The 12,428-nt window shown below is 29.9% G+C and carries 12 protein-coding genes and 1 pseudogene; 2 read left to right on the plus strand and 11 right to left on the minus strand.

Annotated features, from left to right (window positions below):
- Positions 1 to 40: 40 nt before the first annotated feature.
- The 8 genes and pseudogenes from ACXLDF_RS05560 to ACXLDF_RS05595 all read right to left on the minus strand — a co-directional run bounded on the left by ACXLDF_RS05560 (position 41) and on the right by ACXLDF_RS05595 (position 6,098).
- Positions 41 to 1,423 (minus strand): MFS transporter, encoded by a 1,383-nt coding sequence (locus ACXLDF_RS05560; protein ID WP_457557505.1) that lies wholly within the window; start codon positions 1,421 to 1,423, stop codon positions 41 to 43.
- Between the two features lie 168 nt (positions 1,424 to 1,591).
- On the minus strand, positions 1,592 to 1,951 hold the full coding sequence (locus ACXLDF_RS05565) for a hypothetical protein (protein WP_457557506.1): 360 nt from the start codon (positions 1,949 to 1,951) through the stop codon (positions 1,592 to 1,594).
- Between the two features lies 1 nt (position 1,952).
- Positions 1,953 to 2,432 (minus strand): hypothetical protein, encoded by a 480-nt coding sequence (locus ACXLDF_RS05570; RefSeq protein ID WP_457557507.1) that lies wholly within the window; start codon positions 2,430 to 2,432, stop codon positions 1,953 to 1,955.
- Positions 2,432 to 3,019, minus strand: coding sequence for a hypothetical protein (locus ACXLDF_RS05575; protein ID WP_457557508.1), 588 nt, complete (start codon positions 3,017 to 3,019; stop codon positions 2,432 to 2,434). The genes ACXLDF_RS05570 and ACXLDF_RS05575 overlap by 1 nt, the downstream gene beginning before the upstream one ends.
- A gap of 732 nt (positions 3,020 to 3,751) precedes the next feature.
- A pseudogene (gene nifU / locus ACXLDF_RS05580) lies at positions 3,752 to 4,120 on the minus strand (Fe-S cluster assembly scaffold protein NifU); the annotation flags it as partial.
- Complete coding sequence (locus ACXLDF_RS05585) at positions 4,120 to 5,370, minus strand: cysteine desulfurase family protein (RefSeq protein ID WP_457557509.1); 1,251 nt, start codon at positions 5,368 to 5,370, stop codon at positions 4,120 to 4,122. The pseudogene nifU and the gene ACXLDF_RS05585, both read right to left, overlap by 1 nt.
- A 49-nt stretch (positions 5,371 to 5,419) precedes the next feature.
- Positions 5,420 to 5,785, minus strand: coding sequence for a DsrE family protein (locus ACXLDF_RS05590; RefSeq protein WP_457557510.1), 366 nt, complete (start codon positions 5,783 to 5,785; stop codon positions 5,420 to 5,422).
- Positions 5,786 to 5,810: 25 nt separating this feature from the next.
- Positions 5,811 to 6,098 (minus strand): sulfurtransferase TusA family protein, encoded by a 288-nt coding sequence (locus tag ACXLDF_RS05595; RefSeq protein WP_457557511.1) that lies wholly within the window; start codon positions 6,096 to 6,098, stop codon positions 5,811 to 5,813.
- Positions 6,099 to 6,470: 372 nt separating this feature from the next.
- Here ACXLDF_RS05595 and ACXLDF_RS05600 point away from each other — a divergent pair, with 372 nt between their 5' ends.
- Complete coding sequence (locus ACXLDF_RS05600; protein ID WP_457557512.1) at positions 6,471 to 7,301, plus strand: HAD family hydrolase; 831 nt, start codon at positions 6,471 to 6,473, stop codon at positions 7,299 to 7,301.
- A gap of 55 nt (positions 7,302 to 7,356) precedes the next feature.
- Here ACXLDF_RS05600 and hypD read toward each other — a convergent pair whose 3' ends face one another.
- From hypD to ACXLDF_RS05615, 3 genes are all read right to left on the minus strand, one after another.
- The gene (gene hypD, locus ACXLDF_RS05605) at positions 7,357 to 9,720 is read right to left on the minus strand and encodes a trans-4-hydroxy-L-proline dehydratase (protein WP_457557513.1); all 2,364 of its coding nucleotides are present in this window, start codon (positions 9,718 to 9,720) and stop codon (positions 7,357 to 7,359) included.
- A gap of 7 nt (positions 9,721 to 9,727) precedes the next feature.
- Complete coding sequence (locus ACXLDF_RS05610) at positions 9,728 to 10,513, minus strand: glycyl-radical enzyme activating protein (protein WP_457557514.1); 786 nt, start codon at positions 10,511 to 10,513, stop codon at positions 9,728 to 9,730.
- A gap of 220 nt (positions 10,514 to 10,733) precedes the next feature.
- Positions 10,734 to 11,366, minus strand: coding sequence for an AF_1327 family membrane protein (locus ACXLDF_RS05615; RefSeq protein WP_457557515.1), 633 nt, complete (start codon positions 11,364 to 11,366; stop codon positions 10,734 to 10,736).
- A 341-nt stretch (positions 11,367 to 11,707) separates the two neighbouring features.
- On the opposite strand from ACXLDF_RS05615, the gene ACXLDF_RS05620 reads away from it, so the two are divergent.
- A complete protein-coding gene (locus ACXLDF_RS05620; RefSeq protein ID WP_457557516.1) occupies positions 11,708 to 12,370 on the plus strand; it encodes an AF_1327 family membrane protein in 663 nt (220 codons plus the stop codon).
- Positions 12,371 to 12,428 lie beyond the last annotated feature (58 nt).

Here is a 12,428-nt window from a genome sequence, read left to right on the forward strand (position 1 = left end):
CACTAAATTTTTAGGTGCGAATAAGTTTTTTAAGGAATATTCAACTTTTCTTTTCTTCTTTTTTTCGATATAACGATAATCCTAGAAATATTCCAAATCCTATCGCTGTAATAATCATTGATAAGTAAAAAGCCATTTTATAAGAATAAATTTGTGAATGTCCAATTGAAATCATAGCATCAACAACAGGACCAATAATCAATGTTCCAGCTAATCCCCAAGAGAGGAAAAAAGTGGCATTGTAAATCCCAAACAACTTTGCTCGCTTTTCTTCTGGAATCAAAGCTGCAGCATATTCATAAGTAGAAGCCATAATAATTACTTCAGAAATTCCTGCAAAAAGGCTACCAATAAAAATTAACTGAAGAGAAGCAAATGTTGTCAATCCCAAAAATACAATCGCCAGAATAATTCCTAAAAGAAGTAATTTAGAAATACCTAACTTTCGCTTTAGAATTCCAACAAGCATACCCATTATTATTGTAGCAAATGAACGTACATTTGCAATATATGAAATCATTTCACTTCCGATATTTTGGGAAAAAAGATCAGGAAGTTTGAGATATTGAGAATATATTGTGGCAGTTGAATTTCGCCCAAAATTTATGAATACTAAAGAGATAATGAAAATAATAAAAATCTTGAGAAAATATGAAGAGTCTTTTTCATTGGTTAATTGATTTTCTGATAATTCCTCTTTGATTTTTTTAGAATTATTTGTATGATGTTTTAAATACGATTCAGATTGTTTTAATGTATTAATTCCTCCTTCAGGAACAAAAAACATTGGAATTACTGAAAGAAACATTACTATTGAAGCAATATAGAATAAAGCACCTTCTCTAAATCCCCATCCTTCGTAAAATTTCTGAGAAAAAAAACCATCATAAAGCATTCCTCCTAAAAAAATCCCAATTATCCTTCCTATTCCACCAATGCTGGTTAATTGAGCCATTATACGACTTCTCTCCTTTGAAGGATATAAATCACTAACTAAAGCACTCCAACTAATATTTGACATTGACCAAAAAATTTCAATAATCGACAACCCAATTATTATTATATATCCTGCTAGTTTTAAATCTGAAACACCTGCATGTATCCAATAAGTAAACAAAAGTAATATTCCTGCTATTATTTCTCCTAGAATTATGAATGTTCGTCGACGTTGCAGCCGATCTGATAATTTTCCCCATACAAACATTTGAAATATAGAACTTAGTACCATTGGAATTGAGGCATATAATGTAGTTGCTGTTACGCTCAATGTGAGGTAATATCGCATGTAAATAGATAAAAATGTGTAGAATAAACCCCGGCGAAACATTGCCAACATTTGAAAGGAAGACAAATTCAGAAATATTCTCTTTTTATTGAAAGATACACTAGATTGAAGATTAGAAAAAGGTATTTCTTCGGTCATATGTATATGAAAGAAATATAGTTTATTATATACATGATTTTTGAAGAGAAAGAATTCCAACTTTTACTGAATTCATACTACGTAATAAAATGATCGTAAATTACTGAAATTCTTGCAACAAAAAAAAAGAGAAAAAAGTAAAAATTCATAATTATTAAGATATAATAATCAATTTTCACCAAAATATGTGCTTTGGCCAGCATTTGGTTCTGATTCATCTGTATCTTCTACATCTACGGCAGAAGTATATGAATCTGTGTACGTATTTTCAACTAATCCAGCTTCTGTTTTTTCTTTCTGATTTTTTTCAGAAATAATTCCAAATATGATACCCAATACTACAAAAATTCCCGCAATTATATAAGACATTATATACGAATCACTGGGTAATATTTCGATAAAAGCAAGAGCTAATTTTGCAAATATTTCCCCAAGCGAGATATATATTGGGGTAATAAACAAAATTAACCATTTAACATATGGTGTAATTGGAGCTAAAAAATTTAGTATTTCATCTATCCATGACATATTATTTTACCTCCTTTGGTTTTTCTGGAATAAATGCAATTAAAAAGTCTAGTATAGTAATTATTATATCAAAAATTACTCCTCCCATTGTAAAATAGAATAATTTTTCGATATCAATATTTACAGCTAAAGAAGAATCAGATAATATACTTGCTGAAAGATCAATTGTGTTAAAATCTAAAAATAGGAACAATCCCCAAAATACTATTTTTAGAAACAATCGACATAATCGCCAAATTGCTTTAATTTTAGTTTTATCTGCAGCAACATTATATGCAAATGCAACACCTAATATTATATAACCAGTGCTTTTTATATAGAAAAGTAATTGATCATAATTTCCAATGCTGATGTCAATGAATGTTAAATATTCTTGACCTCTGTCAATTAAATCGAAAATGTACTCTGGAACAATAATATAAAAGAAGTATCCAGCAGCTGCAGATAAAATTGCTAAAATAATTCGAAAAACCAATTTCACTAGAATCCGACCTCCAAATCTGCTGAATTTAATAAAATCCCTATGTGTAAATTATATTGTTTATACGCATAAGCAACATCAAAACTTAGAAATACACGGATTTCAAAAGATGTGTTTAAAAGATCTGCTAAATCCCAATTTGGATCACTTATTCCTAGTATTGTTGCAATTTGCGTTGGATCACTAGTAAAATCAGGAAGACTAGCATTTAATACTATAGATCGCACTTGATTTGGATATATCTTTTCTCCCTCAGCTGGAATGGAAGCATTTAATTTTGTACTGTCAGTATCTATTATTTCATACCATTGATCTGAAATATTTGATTTTAATTCTGCGCGCATTCCCAATTTTACACCTTCTAATGGATAAATTCCAGAATTATTAATTGTAAGCCCGATTTCAATATGAAGATCATCAAATTTTATTCTAAAATCCCCTGGATTAATATCGTTAACTTGCACGCCTTGATTATCCATCATATCTACAACTGTTGTTAGTCCTGTTAAAGCATTAATAAGAAATGCCACTGAAATAATAACAGCGATGCCTTTAACGATACCTTTTATTAACTTCAAAATATTCATAGGTTTAATTCAACTCCAATAAATGCAAAACATTCTGATAAATTGATTGGACAAATTATAAATCATTTCAAATGTTTTGCTTGTAGAATAAGTTCAACGCACTACCCTAAAAAATTTTGGCAAATAAAATATTACTATGTTTCTTTTAACTTAATATTAAGTAAAGAGGTTAATTACGTGTGTAAATTAGTGCGAATAAGTTTATATTAATCAACAAATCTCTTGATCTTTTAAATTATTTCTATTTAGATAAAAAGTAAAAAGTAAAAAAAAAATTCATTATTAATTTTAAATATCTTCACACACAGGTGGAATAGAAACAGTATTTAATAAAACTAATCGATCAACAAAAAGATCATATTCACTATCTTCATCCAAATCCAACATTCGAACTTTTTCAACTTCATCATCTCCCATAACAGCTAGAATTTTTGCTTCAGTTAGGATTTTTACGTTTGAATTTCGTAATTGGGTTTTTAATTCTTGGTCATTTGTGTGAATTTTAGTGGAAGATGTTGAAATTATCACTCGATTAGTAATTTTTGTTAATTCTAAAGCAGCACGAATACTTTCATCACCATTAAATCTAATTAAAACACGTTGGTCTTTGAAATATTCCTTATTAGTAATTGAATAATAAACACCTTTTCCAAGGTATTCTAATTCTCCCAAAATAGATTTATTTTCTATCGGTTTTTCAATAGATTCAGGTTGCTCGATTAATATTCCAGCCTTATAATTCTTAATTGCTTCATGTAGTGCATCTGCAGCTAAATTACTACAATGCATTTTTATAGGTGGTAAACCATCCAGTTCTTCAGCAACATCATTGCGAGTCACTTTCAAGGCTTCATCTAATGTCATACCTTTAACCATTAATGTTGTCATTGAACTTGTAGCTACAGCTGAACCACATCCAAATGTTTGAAATTTAATATCTTTAATGATATTATCTTCGACTTTTATGTACATCTCCATAATATCACCACAAGTAGGATTGCCAACCCTTCCTAAGGCAACATTTTCACCAGAAAGAGTACCTACATTCTGAGGATTTCGGAAATGTTCTAAAACTTTTTCTGAATACTTTGTTGATTTCATTATATCACCTTTGTTTTTGAATACAGTGGAGATAGGGCACGAAGGTGCTCAACAATTTTAGGTGTTAATTCCACTGCTTTTGAAATATGAAAATCTTTTGTAAATCTACCTGTGGTAATTTCTAATGAACCATGTGCTTCTTCATGTAATAAACCAGTAGAAATTAACGTGTGAGAAGGTTCTAATGTCTTTGAGCTACAAGCAGAACCTGTTGAAACAGCGATATTATGTTCTTTAAACATTAGCAAAATGGATTCACCTTCTATACCATCAAATCGGAAATGTGAATTATTAGGTAATCGATCTTTAGGGTGACCATTAAGATATGAATGAGGAACTGATTCAAGTATTTCTTTTTGCAGTTTCTTTTGAAAATGCATATATCTTTCAACTTCTTCAGTTTGATGTTCTTTTAATAATTTAGTTGCATAAGCCATTCCAACAATACCCGCGACATTTTCAGTTCCTGATCTAATTCCCTTTTCTTGTCCTCCTCCAATCAACAACGGAGATACTCTATATCCTTTCTGAAGATATAACACTCCAATTCCTTTAGGTCCATAAAAATCATTACTACTAATGGACATTAGGTTAATATGATGTTGTTTTGGGTTTAATGTAATTTGGCTTTGAGCAGCAACTGCATCAGAATGAAATGCAATTCCCATTTCGGCAGCTATCTCCCCTACCTCTTGAACTGGTTGAATTGTTCCAATTTCATTATTGGCGTACTGTACAGAGATTAGAATTGTTTTTTCTGTTATTCGTTTTTTTAGTTTATCTATCCGAATTTTTCCGTATTGATCTACGGGAACTTTTGATACAACAAATCCATTTTTCTCCAAATATTTTGCAAGATTGTGTTGTGAGATATGTTCTACTTCTGATATTATTATATGATTACCTTTTCTACGATTACGAATTGCATATCCAAAAAGTGCTAAATTTATCGATTCAGTTGCACCAGAAGTAAAATAAATTTCTTCAGGTAAAACTGAAAGAAAATCTGCAATTTGTTCGCGAGCTTTAGCCATAGCATCTTCCGCTTCATCACCTATTGTATGTAAAGAAGAAGGATTGCCGTAGATTTGGTTAAAATAAGGAAGCATGTGTTTAATAACACGTTCATCAACAGGTTTGCTTGATTGGTAATCTAAATTAATTATTTGATGCTTTTGAGGTTCATCTCTATTCTTAGAATTTTGAGAACTTTGAGAACTTTGAGAATTTTGAGAATTTTGAGTTATCATTTTTTGATCTCCTTTAATTTGGTGCTTAATAATCTTAATATTATGAAAATTAGAACCACATTGTTCCCTTGGCATCATATACTAAATCATTTAAAGTAGCTGCACCTACAATTTGCAAAAAAGAAGGTAATTCTATGGATTCCCAACCTAACATTTGTTTTGAAGCTTCACATACATAAATCGGAATACCCATCTTATTGGTTTTAATTAATGTATCAAAAAGATTAGGAAATTTTCCCAATTGGATTTTCTTAGCAGTCTCAGGTAACAAAACCCTTAATCCTTGCCCTAAATAATATACTTTCGCATCAATATCCATAGCTTTCGCAGATTGAGCTAATATTAGTGGAGAATATTGTCGTTCTGGATTATCACTTGTTTGAACATAGAGTAGATATTCTTTTTTTTCATTCATTATTTTCATCTGAAAAATTTTTTAATTATTTTTTTTGAATTAAAAATCGAAATTCACCGGCATTTTCTTCAACTTTGAGCAATATATGACCAGTACGTTTGCAAAACCGAGTTAAATCTTCTTTAGAAGCAGGATCATCTGCAAGTACTTCTAAAATATCACCACAATTTAAATTATCGATTTTAGATCGAGTTTGAAAAAGTGGTTCTGGGCAAAAAACACCAATACAGTCCAGTATTTCAGTTGGTTTTACATCTGATTTTTTAGTAGATTTTTCATTTATTGATTCAATATGATTATCACTTTTTTTCATAATGCTCAAAATTATTATATTATTAATAGATTTAATTACGCGCCTTTTGTGACATAAATTTTTTGCTTATTTTGTTTATATCACTTTTTTTTGAATAAAAATTCAAAAGATAAAAGCTAAATTTGCATTTTCTATCTCTATTTATTTAATATTGATTTTTACTAAATTTACTATATTTACTATTTTTACTATTTTTACTATTTTCACTTTTTTTACTATTTTCACTTTTTTCACTATTTTCACTGTTTTTTGCTACAATCTATTGCATTTTACTGCATTTTATTGTTTTTTGATTCTTCTATGCTTTTTATTATTTCTTTATTTTTTCACAATTTGGATTATTTTTTTTCTAATTGTAGCTTATTGCAATCAATGATAAAATGTATATCATTTGATTTATGGGAAACAATAATTAAAGATCATTTTCAATTTGAAGCTCGTACTGAGATTTTACGCCATTTTTTAGAAGAAAAAGGAATTATTGTATCAAAAACACTGATAAAAAACCAATATATCGAAAAAGCTGGAGGATATGTGGAATTTTTAACTGAACAAAATGCTTATAAACACGTTCCATACCAATATCGCTTTAAGAATTTTTTCCAATCCTTTAATCTATCTATTTCTGAAAAAGAAATGGAAAATTTGATTCAAGCATTTAATCAAGTATTTCTGGATGATCCTCCTGAGTTTTATCCTGAAATTATCAATCTTCTACCTTTACTTTCGCAAAAATATGAATTAATTCTCATTAGTGATACAGGATTTACATATGGACATGTTATGAGAGAATTATTTAAACGCAAGAAAATCAATCAGTATTTCTCCCATTGCTTTTTTTCTGATGAAATAGGGCATTATAAACCTCATCCAAAACCATTTCAAATAGCAGAATCCTTAACTCAGTATAAGCCTGAAGAGTTATTTCATATTGGTGATCGAATTGATACAGACATATTAGGGGCAAATCTAAGGGGTTGGTGGAGTGGATTAATTCAATACACTAATGTAAATCAGAAAGATATTTTTAAAATCTCAAATTTCAAAAACAAAAATCAAAAAGAAAGTAAAGAAAGGAAAGTAAAGAAAGGAAAGAAAGAAAACGAAAAAAATAAACAAGGGAAAAATATAGATAAGCTAAAAACCCCAGATTTTATTTTAAACAAGTGGAATCAATTAGATTTCATTTTGCAAAATATGTGAATTACTCAAAATCAATATCCAAGCAAGTATTATAGAAAGTATCCTTTTTTGAATATCAAAAAGATTGATGCTCAGTTCGTCGAATTATTTCATCTTGCAATTTTGACCCTAAGTTAATAAAATAATCACTATAGCCTGCTACACGTACAATTAAATTTCGATATTTTTCAGGATTCTCTTGGGCCGCACGCAGAGTTTTTGCATCAACGACATTAAATTGAATATGATGGCCATCCATTTTGAAATAAGCGCGAATTAAATGTAAAATTTTATTAATTCCAGTGTCATCATTAAATAAAGCAGGACTAAATTTCTGATTTAATAATGTTCCTCCAGTGCGTAAATGATCCAATTTTGCTGCAGATTTGATTACTGCAGTAGGTCCATGAATATCTGCACCTTGAACAGGAGATATTCCTTCAGAAAGAGGCATCATTGCTTCCCTTCCATCAGGTGTTGCACCTATAACACTACCGAAATATACGTGTACTGTAGTAGGGAGTAAATTAATCCGATAGAAACCACTTTTTGAAGTAGGTCTTCCGTCTACTAAAGAAAAAACAACTTCAAATACGCGTTGAGCCAGTGAATCAACATAATCATCATCATTTCCATATTTTGGTGTCTCTTGGATTAATTTTTGACGAAATTCTTCCGATCTTGTAAAATTGGAATCCAAAATTCTTACGAATTCAGAAAGAGTTATATTTTGATTATCAAAAACATGATATTTCAAAGCAGCTAATGAATCAGATATTGAACCAATTCCAACAATTTGAATATATGAGCTATTGTATTTAGCACCCCCTGCATTATAATCTTTCCCATTTTTAATACAATCATCTATTATTATTGATAAAAATACTGCAGGTAATTGTGTTGCCCAAATTTGTTCAATAATTTGATTTCCTTTTATTTTTATATCTATAAAATATTTCAACTGTTTTTGATACGCTAAAAATAAATCATTAAAAGATTTAAACTCAGATAATTCTCCAGTTTTTAGACCGATTTGTTTTTGAGTTCGGGGATCAAATCCATTATGCAGTGTAATTTCAAGAATTTTTACCAAATTAAAATATCCAGTTAAAATATAAGCTTCTTTACCGAATGCACCAACTTCAACACATCCGCTTGCTCCAGATAAACGGGCATCGACAAGATTTTTACCTTGTCGGACTAATTCTTGAATAATGGCATCACAATTAAATACAGATGGTTGACCGAATCCTGATTTAATAATTTTTAAGGCGCGTTTTAAAAATCGATCAGGTGTTTTTTTACTTATTTGCACATTGGAACTTGGTTGTAAAATTCGCATTTCTTCTATAGTATCTAATAGCATGTAAGAAATCTTATTTACTCCATCAGATCCATCAGCTTTTAAACCGCCTACATTTATATTGCAGAAATCTGTGTATGTATTACTTTCTTCAGCAGTTACTCCAACTTTAGGAGGAGCGGGTTGATTATTAAATTTGATCCAAAACGCTTGTAATAATTCACGAGCAAATTCTTCATCCCACGTTCCCTCAGATTTTTCTTTTAGGTAAAAAGGTAATAAATTTTGATCTAATCGCCCTGGATTAAAGGAATCCCAAGTATTTAATTCAATAATAACACCCAAATGAATAAACCAGTAATGTTGCAAGGCTTCCCAAAAGGTCCGTGGTGCATTAGCAGGGACGTAATCACATATTTGAGCAATTTTCTCAAGTTCGTGTTTTCGTTGAGGGTCTTGTGTTTGTAATGCTAAACTTCGTGCCAATTCTGCATGTCGCTTAGCATAAGAAATAAGAGCATCAGCAGAGAGATACATAGCCTTTAATTGCTCACGCTTTGAAAATGCATCTGGATCATTAAAAAAATCCAAATTGTTTATTGAATCTTGAATTTCTTTTTGAAAATCTCGCAATCCTTTTTGAAATACTTGTTTTCCTGCCACTGTATGGCCAGGTGCTCTTTGTTCCATAAATTCAGTAAAAATTCCTGCTTCATAAGCATCGATCCATTCTTTTTCTACAGCTTTAAAAATTCTATCTCTAATACTTTTTCCTTTCCAAAATGGAAGAATTAACTCTTCAGTAATCTTGCGAGTTTGATCTGAAACTTTAAAAGAAATCTTCTTTCTTAAATTTAATATTTCAAGATCTTTTAATGTATGGCAACAAATTTCAGGATATGTAGGGGTAGCACCTGGAACAGGACCTCGTTCTCCTATTATTAATTCCCCTTCGTTAATACAAATTTTTTTATGCTCTAGTAGATATTTAAATGCAAGTGCTCGAACCATAGGGGCTGAAAATTGCTGGGCGATATCAGATGAATAAAATTCAGTGAGTAATTTAGCGCGCTCAATTGAAAGTTCTGGTTTTAAGCTAATGCTTTGTTCACGAAGTTTTCGGATTCGATCTTTCATTATTATTTTAACCTCCAATAACACATTGAGTGAATACTTCTAAAAAAAAATCGCGGATTTCTTTCATTCTTTCTATAGAAGGTGATTGAATGTGAGATAATTTATAATCTACACCTAAATCTCTATATTTTCTTGCCCCAATTGAATTATAAGGTAGAAGATTTATTTTTCCTGAGAAATTATTCTTAACTAGAAAATCTCTTATCTCATTAAGATTTTCACTTGTATCTGTTATGGTAGGAATAATTGGAATCCGAATATTAATAATTTGTTTATAATCTATTAAGTGAAGAATATTCCTTAGATTTTCTAAGATTTCAGAATTTTGAATGCCAACATATTGATAATGTAATTTGGAATCAATTAATTTCAAATCGTATAATAAAAAATCAATATCTGGTAACATTGATTTAATTAATTTCCATGGTACATAGCCAGATGTATCTACTGCTGTGTTAATATCTAGTTGTTTAGCTTGTGAAAGTAAAGCTGCTAGAAATTTTGGCTGCATAAATGGTTCTCCTCCAGAAAAAGTCACTCCACCTTCAGATTCATCATAATAAATTCTATCTTTTTCAACCTCTTCAAAAATCTCTTCAACAGAAATAATACGCCCAATTATTTCATTTGCTTTCATTCCTGAGATAAAATTTTGGGGAGAAGGATTCTGACTCTCTGGATTATGACACCACCAACATTTTAGCGGACAACCTTTAAGGAATACTGTTGTTCTAATACCAGGTCCATCATGAATCGCGAATTTTTTAATATCGAAGATGATTCCGCTTACCATATTTCAAAAAACAACTTCAAAAAATTTTAACTTACGGATTTGGAAATTCAGATATTAAGATTATTACACTTCAATATATAATAAGAAGAAATAAAATGATAATTCAATAACAATAAATAATAAAAAATTATCACAAAAATCAAAAATCAAAGATTGAAGATAAAAATTAAAAAAATATAAATAGAAAGCACGAATTCCAATTGATAACGAGCATTAATACTCATATCCAACCAATTGGGATGAAAATTAACAACATTATTACATCTACTGCCCAAATTGAACTAATCACTATTCGACGGGTCTTTGGTTTCCAATCATAAGCATAAGTTGCACCACAAAAGAAAGGAATGTAAACTATGATAAATACTGTTAACGCACCCCACCAAGGATATACCCAGACAAACGTCGGAGTCATAACCAAAAATATTTCCAAAATGGAAGCAAAAGCAGCGTTGAATAATCCATAGAATAATCTATTTGGAATACCCAAGATTTTTTCTTTAGGATCTTCTGGTAACATTTTAGCAACTGCTATTCCTGCAATTGAAAACATCAAACTTAACTCTACACCAACTCCAACTAGCAATAATAATGCAGTCCCTGTAGGAACAGTCCACAACGCATGTCCTGAAAAATGTTGTATAAGAGCATTCACAATCTCAACAAACCAATGAATTCCATAAAGAGTCAGACCAGATGCAATAATTTTCCAATTTTTCTTTCCAATTTCAGAAAAATATATATACATAACGACTACAAGCATGAAAATAACATACCATTGAAAATTTTCTCCCTTTCGTAGAATATTTAATGCTTGTTGGGTAGCTTCTGGGTTATTTAATTCAAAAAGCATAATTTAGAATCTCCATTTTTTTCACATTTTTATTATTGTCCATAGATGATTCGAAATTTCTAAAGCTCATCTATAATTATTTATCATTTGATTTTTTAAGATTTTTCAGTAAAATACAAAATCTATACTATTTTATTTTCAACACTCGAAAATTTTTCAATCAATTTTCTTGAATTTAGAGATAGTATATTTGCAAATTTCCATCCAAAACGCAATCTTGATATTCCTAGAACATTTATTATAGTGCGATTAAGTTTAGTGAATATGAAAATAAATAAATAAATAAGAATTCAACTTGCTAAAAGACATCCTAATATATAACATTCACTCAATATACAATCATGTTTCTTGATTATAGTGAAGCAACATTACAAGCTTTAGATGGATTACGTGATTGGAGCACTATGAAATGGTATATTATTCCCCTTTTAGCAATTATTTTTTACATCTATGCAATTGAAATAAGAAAAGCGCGCAACACAGGTAATTGGGACATTATTGCTTGTGGATTAACTGTATTTGGAATGGATTTTTTTAATGAAACTTGGAATGGTTGGATTCTAATATTTACAAATCGGAGTGCATTTTGGACAACTCCAGGTGAAACAGCATTACGAGTAACTATTGGCTGGAATATAGAAATAATATTTATGTTTTTACTGAATGGAATTATTTTTGCATATATGTTAGAAGAAGATGAGAAAAAGAAAATATTAAGAATTCCAAATCGATGGTTTTATGCCATTATTTTGGCAGCATTCTGTGTTTTCGTAGAAATTTTACTAAATATTGGTGGTTTGCTTATTTGGGAATATTCTCTTTGGAATAGGTCATTTACTGGGATTTGGCTTATCTTTTTTATAGGATACTTCCATTTCTATGTTGCATGTATTTTGATACTAAAAATAAAAAACCTAAAAAAGAGATTTCTCGCAATTGGTGGCATCTATGTAGTTCCAATTGTTATGAATATTATTGCCGTAATCGCTGGATGGGTATATTAATGAGTATGCTATCTTTTAACGTATATGATAAAGTACTCTTTTTTTTGTTATTAAAAAT

The sequence above is a fragment of the Candidatus Harpocratesius sp. genome, assembly GCF_054039255.1.

Bases quoted from the DNA above. Each gene is read 5' to 3' on its own strand.
- ACXLDF_RS05585 (WP_457557509.1), bottom strand. From the start codon at position 5,370: ATGATAACTCAAAATTCTCAAAATTCTCAAAGTTCTCAAAGTTCTCAA.
- ACXLDF_RS05575 (WP_457557508.1), bottom strand. From the start codon at position 3,019: ATGAATATTTTGAAGTTAATAAAAGGTATCGTTAAAGGCATCGCTGTT.
- ACXLDF_RS05595 (WP_457557511.1), bottom strand. From the start codon at position 6,098: ATGAAAAAAAGTGATAATCATATTGAATCAATAAATGAAAAATCTACT.
- ACXLDF_RS05610 (WP_457557514.1), bottom strand. From the start codon at position 10,513: ATGGTAAGCGGAATCATCTTCGATATTAAAAAATTCGCGATTCATGAT.
- ACXLDF_RS05600 (WP_457557512.1), top strand. From the start codon at position 6,471: ATGATAAAATGTATATCATTTGATTTATGGGAAACAATAATTAAAGAT.
- ACXLDF_RS05565 (WP_457557506.1), bottom strand. From the start codon at position 1,951: ATGTCATGGATAGATGAAATACTAAATTTTTTAGCTCCAATTACACCA.
- hypD (WP_457557513.1), bottom strand. From the start codon at position 9,720: ATGAAAGATCGAATCCGAAAACTTCGTGAACAAAGCATTAGCTTAAAA.
- ACXLDF_RS05560 (WP_457557505.1), bottom strand. From the start codon at position 1,423: ATGACCGAAGAAATACCTTTTTCTAATCTTCAATCTAGTGTATCTTTC.
- ACXLDF_RS05615 (WP_457557515.1), bottom strand. From the start codon at position 11,366: ATGCTTTTTGAATTAAATAACCCAGAAGCTACCCAACAAGCATTAAAT.
- ACXLDF_RS05620 (WP_457557516.1), top strand. From the start codon at position 11,708: ATGTTTCTTGATTATAGTGAAGCAACATTACAAGCTTTAGATGGATTA.
- ACXLDF_RS05590 (WP_457557510.1), bottom strand. From the start codon at position 5,785: ATGAATGAAAAAAAAGAATATCTACTCTATGTTCAAACAAGTGATAAT.